Below are 24,625 nucleotides of genomic sequence, written 5' to 3' on the forward strand. Positions count from 1 at the left end.
TGTTTTCTATTTTGCGTAGATTCTTGCCACTAGTGCACCGCTGATGTTATGCCAGACGCTGAAGATGGCGCCTGGTATAGTGGCTAGTGGAAAGGCTGCGAAATGGAGTGTGGCTAATGATGAAGCCAGGCCTGAGTTCTGCATGCCTACCTCGATTGAGATGGCGCGCTTCTTGGGTTCTGCCAAGCCTAGCAAGCGTCCGATAGCGTAGCCTAGACTTAATCCGCACAGGTTGTGTAGTATCACTACCAGCACTACTATCAGTCCGCCAACCAGCAGTCTGTCGGCATTATGTGCTACGATGATACCAACTACAAAAGCAATCGCTATCGACGAAAATGCGGGCAGATACGGTACAATGCTACGAGTAAACTTAGGCAGGTAACGCTGGAATATCAATCCTACTACTATTGGCGCAATCACCACATAGATGATACTCAGCAGCATGCCGATGGTGTCTACTTCGACCATTGTGCCTGCCAGCAGCCATACCAATAGCGGCGTGAGCAGTGGGGCGAGTAGGGTAGACGTAGCCGTCATGCCTACCGATAGTGCCAGGTCGCCCTTAGCCAGATAGGTGATGACGTTTGATGCTGTGCCGCCAGGACAGCAGCCCACCAAGATGACACCCAAAGCTAGCTCCTTGGGTAGCGCAAAAGCCCACGACAGTCCTAATGCCAGCAGCGGCATCACCGTGAACTGCGCCAGACATCCGATTAGAATATCTTTGGGGCGACTGAATACGATACGGAAATCCTGTGGCGATAGCGTGAGTCCCATGCCGAACATGATGACGCCGAGCATGGGGTTGATGGCCCATGTATCAATACTCAAAAATGATGCTGGCCAAAACAGGGCCACAGCAGCCACCAGCACCACTATCGCACCCATATATTTTGATATGTAATCACAGAGTTTCTTCATCTTTACACATTTTTGCTGCAAAATTACACAAAATCCTTCAGAAAACAAATAATACCCACTAAATAATATGAGCAAAACAAATAAGTAATGAATTATAATCGATAAGTGGCATAAATTACTTTGTAATTTTAAGGGTGTAATAAATTTTCCTCCTCCTTAAAATCTTTTTTCTAGTCGTGGATTTGGATTGTTCGCCATTCAATATTTTCTGGTAGGCCTACTAAAAATATTTCTCTGGCCTGTCCGCAATTTTAGCTGAATTTGTCAACCTTTTGTTGATGATGCAATGTACAAAAAATAATGGAATTATGCAAATATTTTGGTGGTTATTTTTGCTCTTTAGACGATTTTTTAGTTTAATAAAAAAAGCCGAAAGTTCTATGCTTCCGGCCTTTTTACTTTTTTAGCTCACGCGCAGACAGAACATCGTCAAGTCATCGTTAGGAGCGGCGCCGTCGCGATGGTGTTCTACTTCGTTCTGCAGGTGGGTGATGATATGTTGCGACGAGACGAACTGCACATTGTGCATGATGTCCATCAGGTGGTCGTCGCCAAACTGCTTCTGTTCCAGGTTCTCGGCCTCGTTCAAACCGTCGCTGTAAACCAGCAGAGTCTGGTTCTTGATGCAGTCGATCTCTTCGCCCACAAAGTCGAGATCGGGCCACAATCCGATAGGCGCATTTGATTCTATCTCAAGGAATCGGGCTTTCTTCTCGCCACATCCGATGATGGGAGGATTGTGTCCGGCATTACAGAAGTTGAGATGGCCTGAGTCGATATCGAGCATACCGATGAACATAGTTACAAACATGCCGTTTACGTTGTCGGCGCCCGACAGCTCTTTGTTCATGATGGTACAGATTTGTGCGGGGCTCTGACCCTCGTCGGCCAGCGTATGGAACAGGCGTGTTACCTGGGCCATGAACAGCGATGCGGGGATACCCTTACCGCTCACGTCGCCCACCGCAAAATACAGCTTGTTTTTGTTGAAAACGTAGCCATATAGATCGCCACCAACCTCCTTGGCAGGCTCCATCAGGGCGTACATATCAAGGCCATGGTGCTGGGGGAAGTCGTGAGGCACCATACTCATCTGTATCTCGCGTGCGATGCTCAGCTCGTTTTCAATGCGCTCCTGCTCGGCCTTCACCTCGGCAATACGGCGTGCGTGGCGCTTGCTGCGAACGGTGTATGTGCCAAAGAATCCTGCCATTAATATAATAAATGTAGAGAGACCCAGTGTGCGCTGCTTGATGATGTGCTCTTCCTGCTCTATGATTTTCTCCTCCTTCTTGAGCGATGCATAGATGGTGGCCAGTTTGCCGCCCTCGTCGTGCATGTAGGTGGTCAGTGTAGAGTCGAGTGTCTCGCATATCTGCTCGGCCTGAACAAATGCTGAGTCGCGGCGACCTGCATGCAGATTGGCCTCGAATTTGGGCAGATAGTACTCGTGAATCCAGTCGAGCGAGATGCTGGGGCTGTACATAGCCAGCACATTGTCGAGCTGCTGGAAGATGTCGGCAGCCTCCTTATAATGCTTACTTGCCGATAGATAGAATGCACGGTTGAGTTTTCCAAGAATGGTGTGGGCCATATCGCTTTTAAGATATGTGTGATAAGCCTTCTCGGCTTCTTCGGGGTTGCCCAGATACTCGTTGGCTACTGCCTTACAAATCTGCGAACCTGCCAGGTAGCCCTCTACATACTGTGTGGTGGAGTGGGGCATATCCTTAAACTCGGGCGCTTTGTAGTAGGCCTCAACATCCTTTTCGCAGCGTTCTATCCATGGTAACGCTCGTGCGTATTGGCCGCTAACTATATATGAACGGATGATGACCTCGTAGAGTTCGAAATGGCGTGGGTACCACTCAGCCAGTCGCATCACACCGGGCTTCATCTCGTTTGATAAATCGTAGAACTTTGTGAATTGTTTTTCAGCTTCTTCATAGTTTCCTGTTGATACCAAGCCGTCGCCGATAAAGGTGCCTAGGCGGATGTAGCTCTCAAGTGCTGTCTGGTCGGTCATGGCCTCTTCTAGTGAAAAGCGTTGTGTGGCGTCGATAGCTGTGAGCATGGAGTTTTCTACGTGTCCCTGATATCGCAGAATCATGGTCAGCTCAGATGCTGCACAAATCTGGAATAGTCGCTCCAGCGAATCCTCGGTTCCTTCCTTCAGCATCTCGCGGAACAGCGGTACGGCATCGTTAAACTGGTGATACTTGTTGCACAACGGATAGGCGTGATAGAATTTGCGACAGAGTGCGGATATCTGGCCCGCTTGATAAAGGCTGTCGCCACGTTGTTCCATCCCTTCTACCTTGTCGGGCTCGAGTAAGGAGTAGAGAACGTCGTCCTGAATCTCGTAATGTTGTTGTTGCTCACACGCTGTAAAAGATGCAAGTACAACTACTAATAATAGTACATGAATAGCAATAAATCGGTAAATTTTCATAAATGCACATTTTGTGTTGTTAAACAATCTTTTTCGCGGTGCAAAAGTAGAGAAATAATTGTAAACACTACAATTTTTTTAATCATTTTTGAGGAAACTAATATGGGCATTTTGGTTTCCTTGTTTTTTGCATATTTAGCGTATTAAAATGCTGAAAAATGCGCCTAAATGTTAATGGAACATAAATAATGAGCGTTCAGAGAACAACCATCGGGAAAAATGCCTATATTTGCCGTACTAACAATCAACGGAGGAACTGCTTATGTCAACAAAACCTGAAGTAAAAGACGAAAACATGAAGCTTGACAGCAACACAGTCGAAGCGAGTAAACAACCGATGCCATCGATATGGTACACTTAAAACAAACAGAATAGCGTGACACTCACAAAAAGGTGCCGCGCTTTTTTGTGTTTTTTCTTGCATGATTCTTAAAAAGTGATTACCTTTGCACCATGATTAAAGAATACCAGATAAGAGTTAGGCCCGAGGTGGCGGCGCAAGAGGATAGGTTGAAAGCCTATCTGGCCGACGAAGACGGGCTGGATGCAAGAACCATCAACGGCGTTAGGATACTGAAGCGCAGCATAGATGCACGTCAGCGACAGATATTCGTGAATTTGAAGGTACGCGCATACGTGAACGAACTGCCTACCGACGATGTGTACCAGCATACGGAATATCCCAATGTAGAGGGCAAACCGCAGGTGATTGTGGTGGGTGCCGGTCCTGGTGGACTATTTGCGGCACTGCGCCTGATAGAGCTGGGACTTCGTCCTATCGTGCTGGAGCGCGGTAAGAACGTGCACGACAGAAAGAAGGATCTGGCCAATATCAGCCGTACGCAGCAGGTAGACGGCGAGAGTAATTACTGCTTTGGCGAGGGTGGTGCTGGTGCTTACTCTGATGGCAAGCTGTATACACGCTCCAAGAAGCGTGGTAACATCGAGAAGATTCTGAATGTGTTCTGTCAGCATGGTGCATCGACGGCCATTTTGGCTGATGCCCATCCGCATATTGGAACAGATAGACTGCCAAAGGTGATTGAGGCGATGCGTAACACCATCATCCATTGTGGTGGCGAAGTGCACTTTCAGACTAAAATGACTGGATTCATTTTCCGAGGAAAGAGGAAGGAGGAAGGAGGAACGAGATTACCAGTTGGCGGAGAAGAACTGGAAGTTATTGGCGTCCAGGCAGAAGAGTTTTCTCCTTCCTCGTTACTCGTTCCTCGTTCCTCGAAAGAATTCTTCGGCCCTGTTATCCTGGCCACGGGGCATTCTGCACGTGATGTATATAAGTATCTGGCGGAGGCTAAGATCGAGATTGAGGCTAAGGGTATTGCTGTAGGTGTACGACTGGAGCATCCATCGCAGCTGATAGACCAGATACAATACCATAATAAACAGGGTAGAGGACGCTGGCTTCCTGCTGCCGAATATTCGATGGTGACACAGGTTGACGGACGCGGCGTTTATTCGTTCTGTATGTGCCCGGGTGGATTCGTCATTCCTGCAGCTACCGATAAGGAGCAGATTGTGGTAAATGGTATGAGTCCCGCTAGTCGAGGTACGGCGTGGTCGAATTCGGGTATGGTGGTTGAAGTACGCGATGAAGATATAGAAGGCGATGATGCTCTGAAGGTGATGCGATTCCAGGAGCAACTGGAGAAGATGTGCTGGCAGCAGGGCAATATGAAGCAGATGGCGCCGGCGCAGCGAATGGTGGACTTTGTGAACGGCAAACTGAGCTACGACCTGCCCAAGTCGTCGTATGCCCCAGGACTGATTTCGAGTCCGTTGCACTTCTGGTTGCCTAAGATGATATCGCTCAGACTGCAGCAAGGCTTCAAGGCCTTCGGCAAGAGTGCTCACGGATTCCTGACCAACGAGGCAGTGATGATAGCTGTAGAGACGAGAACCAGCAGTCCGGTGCGTATAATTCGCGATAAGGAAACACTGCAACATGTTAGGATTCAGGGACTTTTCCCTTGCGGCGAGGGTGCTGGATATGCAGGCGGCATCGTGTCGGCCGGTGTCGACGGCGAACGATGTGCTGAAGCAGTAGCTCAATACCTTGAGCAATGCAAAAATTAGAAAATGTAAAAATGCAAAAATTATAGGAAAAAGGTTTGGTACTTCCAAATCTTTTTCTTATATTTGCACACAAGAAAAAATGTTTAACTAAATACCGTGTAACTATGAATAGGGAGGAACAATTTGTAATCACGATTAGCAGACAGTTCGGCACGGGAGGACATGAGATTGGCGCTGAACTGGCACGAAGGTTAAATGTTAAGTTGCTGGATAAGCAGATTCTTAACGAGGTAGCCAAGCGAAACCAGGTAGTAGAGGAGGCCATGGAGAAGATTGAGGCCCGTAATCCCTTATGGCGTGACGATTTCACCAACTTCTATCGTAACTACATGGCTAAGGCTGAGTATGACGGTGCTGAGCAGGATCAGACATCGCACGAGCTGTTTGAAGCCCAGTGTACAGCCATTCGTCAGATAGCCGCCAAGGAGAGTTGTGTGATTGTGGGACGATGCGGATTCCACATCTTCGAGAATCACTCTAATGCCCTGAAAATCTTTGTTCACAGCAGCGAGGACTGCCGTAAGCGTCGTATCGCCGAAAAGTACGGACTGAGCCTTGGTGATGCCGCTGCTATGGTGGTAGATAATGACTACAGCAGAGAGCTATACACCAAGACGTTTACAGGCAAGGATTGGACCGATGCACGCAACTATGATATCTGTCTGGATGTGCGAAAATTCGGCATAAACGGTGCTGTTGACTTTTTAATGAAGTGTATTGAGTAGATTTTGCAGGAAAAATTTGTGAATATACCATTTTTTTACTACCTTTGCACCCTGAAATTTCAAAGATAGTAATTACTAAAGATTTGGTATAATGAATATTTCCTACAAATGGTTGAAGGAATACGTTGATTTCGACCTGACGGCTCAGCAGGTAGCTGATGCATTGACGTCAACTGGTCTGGAAGTCGACGCATTGGAAGAAGTACAGAGTATTAAAGGTGGACTGAAGGGTCTGTACGTAGGTAAGGTGCTTACCTGCGAGGCACATCCTAATTCTGACCATCTGCATGTAACTACAGTTGATTTGGGCAAGGGTGAGCCATCGCAGATTGTGTGTGGCGCTCCTAATGTAGCTGCAGGTCAGAAGGTGATCGTGGCCGATCTGGGTTGTGTGCTCTATGATGGCGATAAGGAGTTTGTTATCAAGAAGTCGAAGCTCCGTGGTGTAGAGAGTAATGGTATGATCTGCGCTGAGGACGAGATTGGTGTAGGTACCAGTCACGATGGTATCATCGTACTGCCAGAGGATGCAGTTGTTGGTACTCCAGCCGCTGAATATTACCATCTGGAGAGCGACTGGCTGATTGAGGTTGATATCACCGCCAACCGCGCCGACGGACTGAGTCATTGGGGTGTAGCTCACGACCTGTATGCCTGGTTGAGGAGCAATGGTTACGAGACCAAGATGCACCGCCCAGACTGCTCAAAGTTTACTGTTGATAATCACGATCTGCCCATCGAGGTGAAGATTGAGAATAACGAGGCCTGCAAGCGCTATGCCTGTGTAAGCTTAACCGGTTGTGAGGTGAAGGAGAGTCCTGAGTGGTTGAAGACCAAACTCAACACCATCGGCCTGCGCCCAATCAACAATATCGTCGACATCACCAACTATGTGATGATGGCTTACGGACAGCCTCTGCACACCTTCGATGCAGATATGGTGAAGGGGCACCAGATAGTTGTTAAGACCATGCCAGATGGAACTCCATTCCAGACATTGGATGGTGAGGAGCACAAGTTGAGCGATCGCGACCTGGCTATCTGCAATGCTGAGGACCCCATGTGTATTGCCGGTGTATTCGGCGGTAAGGGTAGCGGTACTTACGAGACCACCAAGAACGTAGTGTTGGAGAGTGCCTACTTCCATCCTACATGGATTCGCAAGAGTGCTCGTCGTCATGGACTGAGCACCGATGCCAGCTTCCGCTTTGAGCGTGGTGTTGATCCAAACGGTACTATCTATGCCCTGCAGCAGGCTGCTATCTTGTGTAAGGAGCTGGCAGGCGGTAAGGTAAGCATGGAGATTTGTGATGTCTATCCAGAGCCTATGCAGAACGCTGTAGTAGACCTTTCATATAAGTATGTGCACGATATGGTAGGTAAGGATATTCCTGTAGAGAAGATCAAGAGCATCTGCGAGAGTCTGGAGATGAAGGTACTTGAGGAGACTGCCGAGGGCCTGAAGCTGGAGGTTCCTGCTTATCGTGTAGACGTGACCCGTCCTTGCGATGTAGTAGAGGATATCCTGCGTATCTACGGATATAATAATGTAGAGATTCCTACACAGCTCAAGGGTTCGCTCGTCATCAAGGGCGATGAGGACCAGAAGCACAAGCTGGCTAATCTGGTTAGCGAACAGCTGGTAGGTGAGGGATTCAACGAGATTCTGAACAACTCACTCACCAAGGGGGCTTATTATGAGGGTCACAACGCATTCCCCGCTGAGAACTGCGTAAAGATTATGAACCCACTGAGTACCGACCTGAACGTGATGCGTCAGACATTGCTGTTTGGCGGTCTGGAGAGTGTACAGCACAACGTGAACCGTAAACGCGGTAACCTGCGTTTCTTCGAGTTTGGTAATGTGTACACCTTCGATCCTGCTAAGCAGAACGATGACGATCCTATGCAGGCTTACAAGGAGCAGTACCACTGTGGCTTGTGGATTACAGGTAAGCGTGTAGAAGGTTCTTGGGCTCACGTCAACGAGGAGAGCAGCTTCTACGAGCTGAGCGCCTACGTTGAGAACATCTTGCGTCGCATCGGTGTGAAGCCGGGTATGATTGTTCGTAAGAAGAGCGAGAGCGACATCTTCTCAGCTGGTCTCACCATCGAGAACCGTGGTGGTAAGAAACTCATCGAGATGGGTATCATCACCAAGAAATTGCTGAAGCAGTTTGGTCTCGATGCGCCTGTATTCTATGCAGAGCTGAACTGGACTGCCCTGATGAAAGTGATTAAGAAGAACGAGGTCCTCTATACTGAGGTGTCTAAGTTCCCTGCCGTTAGCCGTGACCTGGCGCTGCTGGTTGACAATAGCGTAGAGTTTGCACAGATTGAGCAGATTGCCCGTCAGACGGAGAAGAAACTCCTGAAGAAGGTAGAATTGTTCGATGTTTACGAGGGCGACAGGCTGCCTGCCGGCAAGAAGAGCTATGCCGTTAACTTCATCCTGCAGGACGAGGAGAAGACCATGGGTGACAAGCAGATTGATGCTATCATGCAGAAACTCATCACCAACATCAAGAAGCAGCTCAACGCAGAACTGCGATAATGAAGAAATAGTAAAATTGTAAAATAGTATAATTAATCTATGGGAAGAGCATTTGAATATCGTAAAGCTACAAAGCTGAAGCGATGGGGCCACATGGCCAAGACATTTACTAAGATTGGTAAGCAGATCGCTATTGCCGTTAAGGCTGGTGGTCCAGAGCCAGAGAACAATCCTGCACTGCGTGCTATCATCGCTAACGCGAAGCGTGAGAACATGCCAAAGGATAACATTGAGCGTGCTATCAAGAACGCTATGGGTAAGGACCAGAGCGACTATAAGGAGGTAACTTATGAGGGGTATGGACCTCACGGAATCGCTATCTTTGTTGAGACTCTGACTGATAACACCACACGTACGGTGGGGGACGTTCGTTCAGTATTTAACAAGTTTAATGGTAACCTGGGTACTCAGGGCAGCCTGAGCTTCCTGTTCGACCACAAGAGCGTATTCACCTTTAAGAAGAAGGACGGTCTGGATATGGACGAAATGATCCTGGATCTGATCGACTACGGAGTTGAGGACGAGTACGACGAGGACGAGGAGGAGAACAGCATCACCATCTACGCCGATCCATCAAGCTTCAGCGCTGTGCAGAAGCACCTGGAGGAGAACGGCTTCGAGGTAACCGGTGCTGAGTTCACCCGCATTCCTAACGACCTGAAGGACGTTACACCCGAGCAACGTGAGACCATCGACAAGATGGTTGAGAAACTGGAGGACTTCGATGATGTTCAGACAGTTTACACAAACATGAAACCTGAAGAGGTAGCTGAATAATATAAAAAGAATCCCCGCTAGGCTGAAGGTGGGGATTCTTATTTATTAATAATCTTTATCTGTGAAAACCACTTCGAACAGAATCTTATTGGGATCCTTTCCCGAACGATAGGTATAAGCAAAGCGATACTTATTATCCTTGTAGGTCTTGACGCTAGTAGAGTTTTTGAGCGATTGCTTCAGCGTGTTAACAGCATCAATCTGTTTGATGATTCGTTCCTCGTCAGCAACTCCCGTCAGTCTATAATAATAATGTATGGTGTGGGTAGCGCGTTCGAAGGTGAGCGAATCGATAATGGTGCAATTATCCATCGCCACGGGACAATGCTTGCGGGTATACTCTTTGGCATCACGCTCACAACGATCTTCCAGACTCTCCTGACAAGCAGTAAATACTAGCGCAATTATTGCTATTATCCAATACTTTTTCATAATGAATGCTATTTTTTGCCTGCAAAGGTACAAAAAAAAGCAAAATTATTCGATTTTCGCGACTTTTTTTGTAATTTTGCACCTTAAAGCATAGATATATTAATGGATCATATAAGAAATTTCTGCATCATTGCCCACATTGACCATGGTAAGTCTACTCTAGCAGACCGTCTGCTTGAGTATACTAAGACTATACAGGTTACTGAGGGACAGATGCTCGATGATATGGATTTGGAGCGTGAACGTGGTATCACCATTAAGAGTCATGCCATCCAGATGGAATATACTTATCAAAGCGAAAAGTATATCCTGAACCTGATTGACACTCCGGGACACGTTGATTTCTCATACGAGGTTTCGCGTTCGATAGCTGCCTGTGAGGGGGCCTTGCTGGTAGTTGATGCCACACAGGGTGTTCAGGCTCAGACTATTTCAAATCTTTATATGGCTATCGACCATAATCTGGAGATTATCCCCGTTATCAATAAGATAGACATGCCGAGTGCGATGCCCGATGAGGTTGAAGACGAGATTATCGACCTGATTGGATGCGACCGTTCGGATATTATACGTGCTTCGGGTAAGACCGGCGAGGGCGTAGAGGAAATTCTGAACGCGGTGGTAGAGCGTATTCCTCATCCAGTTGGCGATGAGAAGGCCCCGCTTCAGGCGCTGATTTTCGACTCTGTATTTAATTCGTTCCGTGGTATCATCGCTTACTTCAAGATAGTTAACGGTTCTATTAAGAGCGGCGATCACGTGAAGTTCTTCAATACCGGCATGGAGTATGATGCCGACGAGATTGGCGTGCTGAAGATGGACATGATTCCACGTAAGGAACTCAAGACAGGTGATGTAGGCTATATCATCAGTGGTATTAAGAATTCGAAGGAGGTAAAGGTGGGTGATACCATTACTCATGTAGCTAATCCTTGTAGTGCAGCCATCGAGGGATTCCAGGAAGTGAAGCCTATGGTGTTTGCCGGTGTCTATCCCATTGATCCCGCTGATTACGAGAACCTGCGTGCATCGCTCGAGAAGCTTCAGCTTAACGATGCCTCGCTCACGTTTATGCCTGAGTCATCGGTAGCTCTTGGCTTTGGCTTTCGTTGCGGATTCTTGGGACTGCTCCACATGGAGATTGTTCAGGAGCGACTGGACCGCGAGTTCGATATGGATGTGATTACCACCGTACCTAACGTAAGCTACATGTGCTATACCAAACAAGGTGAGGTGAAGGAAGTACATAATCCATCGGGATTGCCTGATCAGACCATGATTGAGCATATTGAGGAGCCATATATCCGTGCATCTATCATCACCGCTGCCGACTATATCGGTCCTATCATGACGCTGTGCCTGGATAAGCGTGGTGAGCTGATAGACCAGCAGTATGTAAGCGGAAATCGCATAGAGCTGCATTTTATGTTGCCCTTGGGCGAGATTGTGATCGACTTCTACGATAAGCTGAAGTCTGTCTCTAAGGGCTATGCATCGTTCGACTATCATCTGGCAGGATTCCGACCTTCTAAACTTGCTAAGTTGGATATCCTGTTGAATGGTGAGCCTGTTGATGCTTTGTCTACATTGACTCATCAGGACAACGCCGTAACCTTTGGACGTCGTATGTGCGAGAAGCTGAAGGAACTTATTCCTCGTCAGCAGTTCGACATCGCTATTCAGGCTGCTATCGGTGCTAAGATTATTGCCCGCGAAACTGTTAAGCAGGTACGTAAGGATGTAACCGCCAAGTGTTATGGTGGTGATGTGAGCCGTAAGCGTAAACTATTGGAGAAACAGAAACGAGGCAAGAAGCGCATGAAGCAGATAGGAAATGTGGAAGTGCCTCAGAAGGCATTCCTCGCAGTATTGAAATTGGACTAAAAACATAACAATGATCTATGGCAAATGTAAGTTTGACAACCCGTGACGTGGCCCGCGAATTGGCCCGAAGATACAGTACGATGACTCACGAAGAGCTTGATCTTCTGGAGAGCATCTTGGTACCGATGAAGTTTGCAAAAAACGAGTTGATACTTAAAGAGGGCGATACCTGTACTAATATCTACTGGGTAGTACGTGGATTGGTGCGCCAGTTTTATTTTAAAAACGATAAGGAGTTAACTGAGTATATGGCTACCGAGAACAGCATCGTGATGTGTATCGAGAGCCTGTTCCATGAGGTGCCTTCGCAGTTGCAGATTAAGGCACTTGAGCCTACCATTCTGATTGCTCTGCCAAAGGCCGATCTTGAAGCTGTAGCCATGAAGAGTGTGAACATCCAGATTCTGTATCGTAAGATACTTGAAGAGTCGCTTATCCTGAGTCAGCATCATGCAGATATGCTGCGCTTTGAGAGTGCACAGGACAGATATCAGAAACTGGTTAAGAATCAGCCTCAGCTTGTGCTTCGTGCACCATTGGTTTACATCGCAAGTTATCTGCAGATGACACCAGAGACACTGTCTCGTGTGAGAACAGCAGCTCTGATGGAGAAATAACCTGCAAAACGAATTAGTTTCTATTCAGATAGAGTGAGTTATCGATACAGTTCGGTAACTCATTTTCGTAATGTGTCACATATATCAGCGTGCATTCAGGATTATCTATCATGTAGCGGTCGATGATAGCCTTTACCATATTACGATTACAAAGGTCAAGACCGTGTAGCGGTTCGTCAAGTATCAGCAAATCGGGACACTTTACGAAAGCACGTGCCAGCAGCACCAATCTCTGCTCACCACTTGACATCTCGAGGAACTTACGGTCGGCCAGATGTTTAATGCCAAATACATTCATCCATTCTATACACATGTCTTTTTCTTGTTGTGTTGGAGTGAAGTATAGGCCGACGGTATCTTTTAGACCGCTAGCTACTATCTGTATAGCTGGAATGTTCTGCTTGTAGCTGCGGTGCATCTCGGGCGATACGTATCCTATATGTTTCTTGATGTCCCAGATGCTTTCGCCTGAACCACGCTTATGGCCGAAAAGTGAAATGTTGCATGCATAGCTCTGGGGATTATCAGCACAAACCAGCGAGAGTAGGGTAGACTTGCCTGAGCCGTTCTGGCCTGATAGTGACCAATGTTCGCCTTTAAGTACTACCCAATTCAGATTCTTAAGAATAGTTCGCTCGCCGTATTTGATAGTAACGTGATTAAACTTGATGACCTGTTGTGGTATAGGAGGTATCGGTTTTTCGTTTCTTACTTGGATAGCATGTGGACAATGCTCGATTTCGAAATCGGTTCTTACCTTAATTTCAGAAACAATACGTAGCTTGTCAAGCTTGATGACACGGGTAATGAAGTCGGGTACTTCGTCCATCTTCGATAGAACCAAGATAATCTGTATATCTTGTTCTTTGGCCAGCATTTGGAGCAGATCCTTTACCTGATCTCTGGTCTCTGCGTCAAGACCAATAAAAGGATTCTCGATAATCAGCACCTTGGGGTTAGTAAACAAGTTGGCAGCCAGTTTGAATTTACGTAACTCACCACTACTCAGAAGTATGATATATTTATCTAGTAGTTCTTCTAAATGTAATAACTCGTATAGATGCTTCTGGAATGCACGACGCTCAGGCGTATCTTCGCCAGCCAGCATAAATGCTTCTTCCAGTTTGCTGCCTACGGTAGGCGTTTCTTCATCTATCTCCATCTGGTTCCAGCGTTGCTGTAGGAAATAAGTTTTGTCATTGTCGCCCCCGTATGTATCACGGAATGTGATGGTTTTCAGGTTGTTATAAGGTTCGTCGAAGGAATAAGTTATACTGTCTGGAAACACAGGATGCTTCCCAGTGATCATATCTACTAGCATACTTTTTCCAGCTCCGTTTCTACCAATGATGGCTAGATGCTCGCCTTCATCAAGGTAAAAGTTTACAGGCTCTGCCAAACTCCATTCTGGCTTTCTTGCTTTTGCATTGTGTAGTTCAATTGTCTTCATTTTTTATTTTGCGCTTTGAAACCTTTTCCTGGTTCTTATTAATAAAGTCTTTCCACCCACGGTATTTTACTTCGCTCTCTGGTCGGCCCATCTGCAAATAGTGACAATAGGCAGCAGCCAAAGCATCGGTGGCATCCATATATTTTCCCATTTCGTCGTTGGGTATCTTTAAAAGTCGCTGTAGCATTCCTGCTACTTGTTCTTTTGAGGCGTTACCATTACCGGTTAGCGCCATCTTAATTTTCATTGGCGCATATTCGTGTATGGGCACCCCATGATTCACAGCTGCGGCAATCGCTGTTCCTTGTGCTCTACCTAGTTTCAGCATCGATTGTACATTCTTTCCGAAGAATGGGGCCTCGATAGCCATCTCGTCAGGCAGGAATCCATCGATGATGCTTGTTACGCGTTCGAAGATGTGGCCCAGCTTCAGATAAGCGTCAGGAAACTTTCGCAGATCGATAACTCCCATCGTTATCATCTGTGCTTTCTTGTCTACCACCTTCAGTAGTCCGTATCCCATGATGTTGGTACCTGGGTCAATGCCTAATATGATCTTTTCCATGCTCTGCTTTTATACTTCAAATCGGATATACGAGCGGTCGTCGAACGAGTTGTTTCCTTCTACAAATGCCTTGGTTGCCTTGAATCCGCCTATGTTCAGCGGGTCAACCTTTCGCTGATAATCCAGCAATGTTTCCGATTCCTCGAGTGTGTCGGCCAGTTTGGGATAACCGTCGCTGGCAAATACAATTTCCCATTTTTGGAAGTCGAGTGGTATCACTCTGACTCTGTCTTCTGGTATTTTGAATCCATCAATAACTGCATAAGTTACGTTTTGATTCTGCATCACCTCCAGCATTGTTGGTATCATGACCTCGCGTGCTGGGTCGTGTGGCTGAAGCAACTCCTGTTGCGATACCCCTTGTGCTAATAACTCGCGTACTTTGCAAACACGCATTTCTGCCAATTCCTGTTCGTAGGGCTTGGGATTGTCGAAATACTCTCCGCCTATTAGGCATTGGCAATCGCCAACCATCCATATTTCTCTGCGAAGTCGACTGAAGATGATTGCTGATGCACACAAGCGTTCTTCAGGATGCTGTTTCATACGTTCTACGGGGAATCGTAACCTGTAGTGCTTACGTATGGTCTCAGTTGTGCCTACGCAGAACTGATGGCACGATGTGTTGGCGGGCATCTTGCGTATATAACGGCTAATCAGCTTCATAGCATAGCGGCCATTGCTCATTAAGGGGCAATGACGGCGATTGGTCTTCGATGTGCTACCATCGATAACAGCTATGAAATCATCTGTGACGACGATCCCGTCCTCGCTTTTCTTCGCGGGGTTTTTCGCTATGATGCTTTGCTCTATTATTTTCATTTTTAAAGTTTGGATTATACGATTTGGGCTTATTGCCACCTGCTTGCTTGTTTCCTCCAGTTTGCTTGTTTCCTCCAGTTTGCTTGTTGGCTCCTGAAGGTTTGTATCCACCAGATTGTGGCGGCTGTCCGCTGTATAGGCGGGCTATCAGGTCCGGTCTGCCTATTCTTCGCAAGCTCTGCTCTATGCCTCGGCGCTCCTCTGGTTTGTACCAGAAGAAATACTGTCTCTGGGCCAATTTCTCTTTCTGCGTCTTGGCACTGAAAATGGGTTCCAGCGTGTATGGATCGTAGCCCGTGTACCACGTTTCTGTGGCATTGGTCATAGGTGTTGGCGTAAAATCCTGCACCTGCTCCAGGTGGAAGTCCAGATTCTTGGTGAGTACAGCGAGCTCAGCCATATCCTCCTCATGGCATCCTGGATGCGATGAGATGAAGTAGGGGATAATCTGTTGTCGCAAATTCTCCTCGCGGTTTATGCGGTCGAATATACGCTTAAAGTCGTAGAACTGGCTGAATGATGGCTTTCGCATCAGATACAGCACTCTATCGCTAGTATGCTCTGGTGCAACCTTCAGTCGTCCGCTCACGTGACGTGTTATCAACTCGCGTGTATACTGCATAGCTGCCTGATTTGATACCTCGTCTTTGCTGCGATGTAGCAGTAGGTCGTAGCGCACACCACTTCCAATATAGCTGTGTTTGATGCCAGGCAGAGCATCTACGGCGTGATATATGTCTAGCAGTTTAGAGTGATCGGTGTTCAGATTAGGACATATCTGTGGGTGTATGCACGAGGGGCGCTTACACTTTTCGCAGGCGTTCTTATTTCGTCCACACATGCCATACATATTTGCCGATGGGCCGCCGAGATCACTTAGGTTTCCCTTAAAGTCTGGCATTTCTATCACCTGTTTCACCTCGCGCAGAATACTCTCTTTCGATCTGCATGAAATGAATTTTCCCTGATGGGCCGATATGGTGCAGAAGGCACATCCGCCAAAGCAGCCGCGATGGATGTTTACCGAAAATTTGATCATATCGTATGCGGGAATTCGCTTCCCTTTATACTTAGGATGCGGCTGGCGTGTATATGGTAGGTCGAAGGATGCATCTAGCTCCTCGGTAGTCATTGGAGGGTAGGGCGGATTCACTACTACATAGCGTCCGTCAACTCCCTGTATCAGGCGCTTGGCATGCATCATGTTAGATTGTTCCTCTACATTGCGGAAGTTTTCGGCTTGTGCACGCTTGTTTCTTAAGCATTCCTCATGACTATTCAGTACGATATCATCATCGGTTATACCTCCTGGGATATCCTCTTTACGGCTCAGATACACCGTTTGGGGCACATCGCGAATCTCACTGATTTTCTGACCTTCGCTCAGTCTCGTTGCCATTTCGATAGTAGTCTTTTCGCCCATGCCATAGGTAATCATGTCGGCTCCCGAGTCGCATAATATGCATTTCTTTAGCTGGTCCTGCCAGTAGTCATAATGCGTTACTCGGCGTAACGAAGCTTCGATGCCTCCCAGTATTACCGGCACGTCTGGATAAAGATCCTTCAATATCTTGGTATAGACTATTGTGGGATATTCGGGGCGCATATCGTGTCGTCCGTCAGGACTATATGCATCTTCCGATCTTAAACGGCGGTTGGCCGTATATTTGTTTACCATAGAGTCCATGCATCCTGGTGCGATACCGAAGAACAGTCGGGGTTTTCCCAGCTTCTTAAAATCGCGATAATCACCATGCCAATCAGGCTGTGGTACTATAGCCACGCGATAGCCTGCTGCTTCAAGTGTACGTCCGATTACTGCCGCACCAAATGATGGGTGGTCTATATAAGCATCGCCCGAGAATAGGATTACATCAACGTAATCCCATCCTCGGAGCTCTAACTCCTTCTTTGTTGTAGGTAAAAAATCTGTTAATCTAAATTCTCTCAATTCCTAATTGTCAATGAGGAATTATCAATTGAACGGTGTGCCCTGCACAGCCCTTATGGTCATACCGAGTCCATCGTTACCTTGATTCTTCCAGTTAATGAATAATAACACCAGTTGCTGCAGTCCAAATGCCTTCATATTCTGATGGTAGATGACATCTAGACAGAGGTCAAGCAGTTTTTTATCCTTTCCCGCATCGCCCTCCAGCAGACTGCGAATGTTCAGTCTCAATTTGTCAAGTACCTGTTCGTCAACATATCCGTTCGAGTCGATCAGATCACGAAATAACTGGTACTGGTCAATAGTCTGAAGATGAGCCTCGCTCACTTCAATGGTCCTTGTTCCGGATGAATTAGATTGAATTCTCATAATTGGTTGTAAATTTTTAAGTGTTTTTATTGTGATTGTAGTAAAAACTGTAGTAATCCGCGCATAATGTTGTTGCGCTTGGGTTCGTCTTTGATGCATTCAAGTGGGAATCCCATGGTGATTGCTTTATAGTCGGTGCCGCTATAGGCCACGCAGGCGCTATAGTCATCGGCATATTTCATTGCCGAGAATGCGGGGTATACAGGCTCAAGAATCTCTGGATAATGTGCCGCATAATGGCGCTCATTCAAATGGCGATAAAATGTGAATTCTGTACCTAATCCGCGAATAGAGTCACGCTGCAGACTATCCAAATCACGTCCGCTGAATTTTATCTTTAGTATATCCTCCAGATATCTGCGCTCAGCGGGCTCCTGCATGTCGGTTCCCAGATATGCTCCGCTAACCAGTAGTGCACCACCTTTCTTGGCAAACAGGCGGATGTGCTCTCTCATGATAGGTGTCATCACTTGATAAGGTACCAACGAGTATCCGTCTTTTCGTTGCAATCCCAATATCAAGTCCATCATTTCATATTTTTGTGGGTGCACATCGTTAAACTCTAATGCCTGCGATGAACAGCTAACCACACGATATTTATTTGCTGTGGCTATAGCCTGGGTATGGGTGCGGATGTAGTCGAAGTCGTTGCCGGCGATAAACTGTCCCATCAGTGAGTCGTTGGTAAATCCCAGTCCGTCGCGTCGCTCGCTTCCCATTTTTGACTTGTCGAATCCTGTTTGGTATCCTAGCCATCCTGCTGTACGTCCATAGGTTACGCCTGCATCTTCCTCTAAGTCAAAACCCTGACTTAGCTGATTGTCGATGACTGATGGTGATGCCAGTCTCTGGAATCCGTTAACCACAAGTACTGTTTTCTGAGCCTCTGGCACATCATAAACCGATACCACTTCAGTAGGAAAACTCTCGCCTCCATCGTTTACAGCTGTTAGTTTGAAACTGTATACTTTATCAGGCTCGACGGGGACTGTAATTGAGGTCTCGTTGCCACCTTTTATATAAGTTCCGTTGTCAAATCCACTACGTCCTGTAGCTGTATACAGCACATATCCTGTGGGCTTGGCTGTAGCCTCGAATTCGTCGTATACGGGGCGCCAGCAAATCTTTGCTTCTCCCTTGCCTGTTAGTTCAGCACTTACTCGGCATGGTGCCAATGGTTGCACAACATATTTCTTGTGGTGCATGTCGCAGATATATCTGAGCACTGCTTTATATATGCTGCGAGCTAGATCGAAGCGGAAGTTAGGATCTTGGCCCATCCTCATGTCTGCAAAGTTCTGATGACTCATCGTCTCCAGTATGGCACTTGGCACCATAGGACATCGTGTTTCTGAGTAATTGCGGTCGTACAGTTCACGTGTGGGCCAGCTACCATATTTCTTTGTGATGTCTACTGGGATAGAGAAGAGCAGTTCGTCGGCAAAGTCGCGTGATGCCAGGCGCGTCATTCCTGTTCCCAGTATAGAATCGTTCATTGTTGTGGTGCAAACCGCCAATGTGCCAGTATGACTCTTTCCGTCTTTGGTATATCCGGCATCACTATGTATGGCTAGCGACAGCTCTATGGGTACATTTAATCCAGTGGTATCTGGCTCGTAGACAGAACCGCCAGCCAGATGGTTTGTCATATAGCTGCGCACGTTGATGTCGTCGCCATAATCATCGGCACCGTTTTTGGTGCTGTATATCTCGTAAGGCATTCCTGCCCATTGAGCATAGTAACGCGCAGCCTCGAAGCATCGTGGTAGTCCGCTTGTTCCACAACCGCGGTCTATGTTTCCCATACCTCCACCAAAACGTACAGCATCGGCTGTTACCACACCGTGGTGATGCTTACTTAGATTTGACAGGGTTACACAGTTGCGAATGCTCTGTCCTTCATCAAAATAAAAGTTTCCCAAATATACCCATGTTTTCCCGCCCATCTGCTGGTTTACACGAAACTCTGTGGGCATTCCCTGATGCCACACCGTGTAGTGGGCATCGTCTATGCTTTTATCACACGTCTGGTAGCTTACGTATACAGCATAATATCCACTCTCTGTGATGGCGGGTTTCCATACTATCTCACTCTGTCGCTGTACGTTGCTGGTAGTGTTAGCAATACGGGTACTGCCTTCATTAAACGGATTCTCGCAATCAGTGTAAGGGCCAGGGTGAATAGCGAAGCCACACTCATTGCTATTCTCCCAAGGGTGGTTCCCGATGGTCTCGCTGTATCCGCTTTCTGGTCTGTCGTTGTCTACTATGAATTCATTTCTCTGCCAATCTCGTTCGCGTGGTGTAAATACCACTGCACCAGCATTTTGCAGCATTGGTATCAAGTAGGGCGTTACTATGGTTGGTGTAAACAGATCCTCACGAGTACCAAACAGCGGAGGTCTCTGAAATTTCCAAGTGCTGTCTTTTACATTGAAGTATCGTCCGTGACTTGCCCATAGCGAGATATGTCTGTTCTGTAGTCCATCGGTTATTTCAAAGGGTAGCGATACATTCTTCACCCATGGACGTCCGTGATAATCTATATGCCCCCAGGTACGTGCTTTGTCCTTAGAATCTCTCAGTCTGTTTGGCACCAGCTGTCGCAGGTCCCATCCATTAGTGGTAATCTTCAGATCATATTCTTGCAGTGTATCTGGTAGCAGGTCTCCCACCTCTTGATAGATTGTTTCAGCCAGATCGTCGTTGAACAGCTGCTCGCCTAAATAATTGTTGGCGCTGATGTTAACAATGCGCAACGAATCATTAACCACCAGAGTTTTCAGGTGGAAAGTTGAACGAATTTTCTGTTCGTCGGATTTGAAGTTGACGAAGTATCTGTCTATCTTTTCTTTAAGAGTTTTGTAGGGGTCTGGCGGTGTCTTTACCTTTACCTTTCGAGCTGAGTCTACAGGTATTGCTGTAAGCAAGGCACACAGAGCCAGAGGTATTATCACGCTACGTCGTTTCATTACTCAATGTCTCCTATTGCAAAGTTCTCAGGTTTTCGGCCTTTGAAGTCTTTGAAGTACAGCTTAATCTCCCTCATGTCATCCTCGAGATTGCCAGTAGGGATGATAGTTTTGGTACATTGTATCAGTTTTCGCTCATAGTCAACACCATATAATAAAATAGGTATGCCTGCCTTGAGTGCGATGAAGTAGAAACCTTTTTTCCATTCTTCTACTCGCGAACGGGTTCCTTCGGGTGTGATACAGAGCTTAAACTGATCAACATTCTTTGCTGTCTCTGCCATCGCATCAGTCATGCTCATTTTCTTCTGACGGTACACAGGTATGCCTCCCATACTCTTAAAGATGGGGCCGAGGGGCCAGAAGAACCATTCCTTTTTCATCAGGAAATTAATCTTCATCCCCTCTGCACGGCTATACAACTGTCCCAACGCAAAATCCCAGTTACTGGTATGCGGCGCCAAACAGATAATGAATTTCTCGGGGTGGGGCTGTGTTATTTCTTTTCTCCACCCCCATCGTTTGTATAGCAGCCAGCTACATAATTGTCTTAACATGGGCAATTATAGACTAATCTGGTCGGCTATCTCCTGAGCCTGCGAAATAAACTTGTCACGCAAGTCCTTATAATATGCCTGCTTCTTCATACCTGGTTCTGGGTGTGATATACGGCTCACGAAGTCTTCACGCATGGTGAGAATCGAATTAATAAGTGCTTCATCATTTTCTGCATTTCTGTTGTTTCCATAAAGTGAAACAGCTACTGCATTTGCGAACAACTGGTCGCTAACGGCATTAATTGCCTTTTTCAAACTTCTTTTATTCATCATACTCTTACTAATTTTAATCCTCGTAGGAGGGTGTTTTGTTATATTCAGTAAGCAAAGTTAGAAAAAAAAAACGAGATAACAAGTGTTTCGGCCAAAAAAAATATTAAAATGACGAAAATTGCATATTTTCTTTCGTATTTCTTACAAAAAATAGCTAATTTTGCGCCTCAGAAAACAATTAGTTCAATTTATAATTTAAAAAGTATTATGGAAAAAAGTGCATTGCAGATGGCGAGAGCCGCTTATCAGCCTAAGTTGCCTAAGGCGCTTCAGGGTGCAGTAAAAGTTAAGGAGGGTGCCGCTACTCAGAGTGTTGGCGACCAGGAGGAGATCAAGAAACTCTTCCCTAACACTTATGGTATGCCTATCGTAGAGTTTGAGCCTGCTACCGAGGCTAACAACACTAAGATGAACGTTGGTATCATCCTTTCTGGCGGTCAGGCTCCTGGCGGTCACAATGTGATTACTGGTCTTTTCGATCAGATAAAGAAGCTCAATCCAGAGAACCGTCTTTTCGGTTTTATCCTGGGCCCTGGCGGTCTGGTAGACCACAACTACATGGAGCTCACAGCTGACATCATCGATGAGTACCGCAATACCGGTGGTTTCGATATGATCGGTTCAGGTCGTACCAAGCTTGAGAAGGTTGATCAGTTCGAGAAGGGTTTGGAAATTATCCGCGAACTCAACATCAAGGCTATTGTTATTATCGGTGGTGACGATTCTAACACCAATGCTTGTGTTCTGGCTGAGTACTATGCTGCTAAGAACTACGGCGTACAGGTAATCGGTTGTCCTAAGACTATCGATGGTGACCTGAAGAACGATCAGATTGAGACTTCATTCGGTTTCGATACTGCTTGTAAGACATACTCTGAGCTCATTGGTAACATCGAGCGCGACTGTAACTCTGCCCGTAAGTACTGGCACTTCATCAAGGTGATGGGTCGTTCTGCTTCTCACATTGCTCTTGAGTGCGCTCTGCAGACTCAGCCAAATATCTGTCTTGTTTCTGAGGAAATCGAGCAGAAGGCTATGAGCCTCGACGATATCGTTACTTACATTGCTAACACCGTATGCCTGCGTGCTGCAGACGGCAACAACTTCGGAACTGTTATCATCCCTGAGGGTGTTATCGAGTTCATCCCTGCCATCAAGAAGCTTATTGCTCAGCTCAACGACGTTCTCGCTATGCCTGAGGCAAAGAACCTCGACCGTCATGAGTCTATCGACTTCGTGAAGGCTCACCTCACCGACGAAAACCTTGCTGTATTCAATAGTCTGCCTACAGGTGTTGCTCGTCAGCTTGCTCTTGACCGTGACCCTCATGGAAACGTACAGGTATCACTCATTGAGACCGAGAAGCTTCTTTCTACCATGGTTGCTCAGAAACTCGAGAAGATGAAGAAGGAAGGTAAGTACACAGGTAAGTTCTCAGCTCAGCACCACTTCTTCGGTTATGAGGGTCGTTGCGCAGCTCCATCTAACTTCGATGCTGACTATTGCTATGCTCTGGGTACTTCAGCTGCTCAGCTCATCGCTAATGGTAAGACTGGTTACATGGCAATCGTTAAGAACACAACCGCTCCTGCTGAGCAGTGGATTGCTGGTGGTGTGCCCATCACTATGATGATGAACATGGAAAAGCGTAATGGTGAGATGAAGCCTGTTATCCGCAAGGCTCTTGTTGAGCTCGAGGGTGCTCCATTCAAGGCATTTGCTGCACAGCGCGATCGCTGGGCTCGTGAGACAGCCTACGTATATCCTGGCCCAATCCAGTACTGGGGACCAACAGAGGTATGCGACCAGCCAACCCGTACCCTCGCTCTTGAGCAGGCTAAATAAATTAGATGAATAAACGACACGTAGTTCGCCGAAAAGGTATCGGCTCCACTCATACTTACCACGGCCCCGGACGCAGAAAACGTCCCGGAGTCGTGGTTCGATTATTGCGTAGATTGCCTTCGTGGTCTTATTGGGTTGGTGGTGCTGCTGTCGTGGCCGTTTATTTGTATTTCTTCTACTATTTCTTCGTTGGTCCGTTCGGATTCCGTTGGCGTGCATTGTATGGCGACGTAAGTTATCCTGAGGGCTACGAGATTCACGGTATCGATATCTCCCATCATCAGGGCCGCATCGATTGGGATGAGCTGAAGGATAACGGTCAGATTGACCATTGTCCTATACGCTTTGTTATGATCAAGGCTACCGAGGGAGCTACCCAGACCGATCGTAATTTTCGCGACAACTTCTATCAGGCTCGCGAAAATGGTTTTACCCGTGGTGCTTATCATTTCTATAGTGTTCATACACCTGCTGAGCAACAGGCTTATCATTTTATTAAGACCGTAGACCTGGAGAATGGCGATCTTCCGCCCGTGCTTGATGTTGAGCATAAACCTAAAGGTCAGACCGACGAGGAGTTTAAAGGCTCTGTATTGAAGTGGCTTCGGCTTGTGGAGCAGCACTATCGTGTAAAACCTATTATATATACCTATTTTAAATTTAAGACACGCTACTTGTCCGATCCCGTCTTCGATGAGTATCCTTATTGGATAGCTCACTATTATGTTGACTCGCTTGAGTATCAGGGTCCGTGGAAGTTCTGGCAGCATACCGATGTGGGCCGTCTGCCCGGCATCAAGGGTAATGTTGATTTCAATATCTACAACGGTTCTTACTATGACCTACGCCAGATGACCATCGGTTCTCAAGAAACCATAGGCGAGAAAGCCTATCGCAAGGACGATTGAACGGCAATGGCTTTTTAGCTTCTAATGATGTGCCATTGTTACAAATAACTTGTGCCAGTGTGCCACATTCGCAATTTCTTTGTGCCATTTGTACTTCCCTAGAAAAAGTTGAATGGTTTTTAACTTTTTCTAGGGAAGTGTCTTACCCTGAAAAACGTTGAATCAAAAAAACGTTTTAAAATGGAAAAAAACGAAGATTCAGATTTATTGGAGTTGCAAGAACTTGCATTGAGACACAAAGAATCCAAAAAGCAAAAAACTTTGGAGGAAAAACTAATGATTGTGAAAGCTCATTTGTTAAATCATGTTCCAATTTCACAATTGAGTGCAGATTTTCATGTAAATAGACTAACTATTCGCAGATGGATTAGTACCTTTGCAGACGGAAAGGTACCTGACAGAAGAAGTAAAGGAACCCCAGATGTTAAACTAAATCCGTCTAGTATGCCGAAGA

General features: G+C 46.6%; 20 protein-coding genes. 9 read left to right on the forward strand and 11 right to left on the reverse strand.

Features of this window, described 5'->3' with window-relative positions:
- Positions 1-6: 6 nt before the first annotated feature.
- Both BUB86_RS14950 and BUB86_RS17095 read right to left on the reverse strand, forming a co-directional pair.
- On the reverse strand, positions 7-924 hold the full coding sequence (locus BUB86_RS14950; protein WP_073210967.1) for a bile acid:sodium symporter family protein: 918 nt from the start codon (positions 922-924) through the stop codon (positions 7-9).
- 403 nt (positions 925-1,327) lie between these two features.
- Positions 1,328-3,376 (reverse strand): PP2C family protein-serine/threonine phosphatase, encoded by a 2,049-nt coding sequence (locus tag BUB86_RS17095; RefSeq protein WP_254795188.1) that lies wholly within the window; start codon positions 3,374-3,376, stop codon positions 1,328-1,330.
- Positions 3,377-3,829: 453 nt separating this feature from the next.
- Here BUB86_RS17095 and BUB86_RS14960 point away from each other — a divergent pair, with 453 nt between their 5' ends.
- The 4 genes from BUB86_RS14960 to BUB86_RS14975 all read left to right on the forward strand — a co-directional run bounded on the left by BUB86_RS14960 (position 3,830) and on the right by BUB86_RS14975 (position 9,526).
- Complete coding sequence (locus BUB86_RS14960; protein WP_073210971.1) at positions 3,830-5,470, forward strand: NAD(P)/FAD-dependent oxidoreductase; 1,641 nt, start codon at positions 3,830-3,832, stop codon at positions 5,468-5,470.
- Between the two features lie 104 nt (positions 5,471-5,574).
- Positions 5,575-6,195, forward strand: coding sequence for an AAA family ATPase (locus tag BUB86_RS14965; RefSeq protein WP_073210972.1), 621 nt, complete (start codon positions 5,575-5,577; stop codon positions 6,193-6,195).
- Between the two features lie 91 nt (positions 6,196-6,286).
- Positions 6,287-8,749: a phenylalanine--tRNA ligase subunit beta gene (gene pheT / locus BUB86_RS14970; RefSeq protein WP_073210973.1), complete on the forward strand. Its 2,463-nt coding sequence runs from the start codon at positions 6,287-6,289 to the stop codon at positions 8,747-8,749.
- A gap of 39 nt (positions 8,750-8,788) precedes the next feature.
- Positions 8,789-9,526 (forward strand): YebC/PmpR family DNA-binding transcriptional regulator, encoded by a 738-nt coding sequence (locus BUB86_RS14975; protein ID WP_073210974.1) that lies wholly within the window; start codon positions 8,789-8,791, stop codon positions 9,524-9,526.
- A 45-nt stretch (positions 9,527-9,571) separates the two neighbouring features.
- Here BUB86_RS14975 and BUB86_RS14980 read toward each other — a convergent pair whose 3' ends face one another.
- Positions 9,572-9,958, reverse strand: coding sequence for a hypothetical protein (locus BUB86_RS14980; protein WP_073210975.1), 387 nt, complete (start codon positions 9,956-9,958; stop codon positions 9,572-9,574).
- A gap of 102 nt (positions 9,959-10,060) precedes the next feature.
- Here BUB86_RS14980 and lepA point away from each other — a divergent pair, with 102 nt between their 5' ends.
- Positions 10,061-11,842 carry a translation elongation factor 4 gene (lepA, locus tag BUB86_RS14985; protein ID WP_073210977.1) on the forward strand — a complete coding sequence of 594 codons (1,782 nt, stop codon included), beginning with the start codon at positions 10,061-10,063 and terminating at the stop codon, positions 11,840-11,842.
- A gap of 17 nt (positions 11,843-11,859) precedes the next feature.
- The gene (locus BUB86_RS14990; RefSeq protein ID WP_073210978.1) at positions 11,860-12,459 is read left to right on the forward strand and encodes a Crp/Fnr family transcriptional regulator; all 600 of its coding nucleotides are present in this window, start codon (positions 11,860-11,862) and stop codon (positions 12,457-12,459) included.
- 13 nt (positions 12,460-12,472) lie between these two features.
- Here the strand turns inward: BUB86_RS14990 and BUB86_RS14995 are convergent, their stop codons facing one another.
- Genes BUB86_RS14995 through BUB86_RS15030 form a run of 8 tightly spaced genes read right to left on the reverse strand, consistent with a single transcriptional unit; the run spans position 12,473 to position 21,418 of the window.
- Entirely contained in the window at positions 12,473-13,909 is a 1,437-nt protein-coding gene (locus BUB86_RS14995) for an ATP-binding cassette domain-containing protein (protein WP_073210979.1), read from the reverse strand.
- Positions 13,896-14,474 carry a crossover junction endodeoxyribonuclease RuvC gene (ruvC, locus tag BUB86_RS15000; protein ID WP_073210983.1) on the reverse strand — a complete coding sequence of 193 codons (579 nt, stop codon included), beginning with the start codon at positions 14,472-14,474 and terminating at the stop codon, positions 13,896-13,898. Before ruvC ends, BUB86_RS14995 begins: the two co-directional genes overlap by 14 nt.
- 9 nt (positions 14,475-14,483) lie before the next feature.
- A complete protein-coding gene (locus BUB86_RS15005) occupies positions 14,484-15,296 on the reverse strand; it encodes a hypothetical protein (RefSeq protein WP_073210987.1) in 813 nt (270 codons plus the stop codon).
- Positions 15,220-17,247 carry a YgiQ family radical SAM protein gene (locus BUB86_RS15010; protein ID WP_073210988.1) on the reverse strand — a complete coding sequence of 676 codons (2,028 nt, stop codon included), beginning with the start codon at positions 17,245-17,247 and terminating at the stop codon, positions 15,220-15,222. Before BUB86_RS15010 ends, BUB86_RS15005 begins: the two co-directional genes overlap by 77 nt.
- Before the next feature lie 24 nt (positions 17,248-17,271).
- Entirely contained in the window at positions 17,272-17,616 is a 345-nt protein-coding gene (locus BUB86_RS15015; RefSeq protein ID WP_073210990.1) for a hypothetical protein, read from the reverse strand.
- A gap of 26 nt (positions 17,617-17,642) precedes the next feature.
- The gene (locus BUB86_RS15020; RefSeq protein ID WP_073210993.1) at positions 17,643-20,588 is read right to left on the reverse strand and encodes a xanthan lyase; all 2,946 of its coding nucleotides are present in this window, start codon (positions 20,586-20,588) and stop codon (positions 17,643-17,645) included.
- On the reverse strand, positions 20,588-21,145 hold the full coding sequence (locus BUB86_RS15025) for a 1-acyl-sn-glycerol-3-phosphate acyltransferase (RefSeq protein WP_073211008.1): 558 nt from the start codon (positions 21,143-21,145) through the stop codon (positions 20,588-20,590). The genes BUB86_RS15020 and BUB86_RS15025 overlap by 1 nt, the downstream gene beginning before the upstream one ends.
- Before the next feature lie 6 nt (positions 21,146-21,151).
- Entirely contained in the window at positions 21,152-21,418 is a 267-nt protein-coding gene (locus BUB86_RS15030) for a hypothetical protein (RefSeq protein ID WP_073210995.1), read from the reverse strand.
- A gap of 207 nt (positions 21,419-21,625) precedes the next feature.
- Here BUB86_RS15030 and BUB86_RS15035 point away from each other — a divergent pair, with 207 nt between their 5' ends.
- The 3 genes from BUB86_RS15035 to BUB86_RS15045 form a co-directional block, all read left to right on the forward strand.
- A complete protein-coding gene (locus tag BUB86_RS15035; protein WP_073210997.1) occupies positions 21,626-23,263 on the forward strand; it encodes a diphosphate--fructose-6-phosphate 1-phosphotransferase in 1,638 nt (545 codons plus the stop codon).
- Between the two features lie 5 nt (positions 23,264-23,268).
- The gene (locus BUB86_RS15040) at positions 23,269-24,171 is read left to right on the forward strand and encodes a glycoside hydrolase family 25 protein (RefSeq protein WP_081373280.1); all 903 of its coding nucleotides are present in this window, start codon (positions 23,269-23,271) and stop codon (positions 24,169-24,171) included.
- A 180-nt stretch (positions 24,172-24,351) separates the two neighbouring features.
- Positions 24,352-24,625: helix-turn-helix domain-containing protein (locus tag BUB86_RS15045; protein ID WP_139261660.1), on the forward strand; the 274-nt coding region annotated here is incomplete at its 3' end.

The sequence above is a fragment of the Xylanibacter ruminicola genome, assembly GCF_900142525.1.
Taxonomy (GTDB): Bacteria; Bacteroidota; Bacteroidia; order Bacteroidales; family Bacteroidaceae; genus Prevotella; species Prevotella ruminicola_A.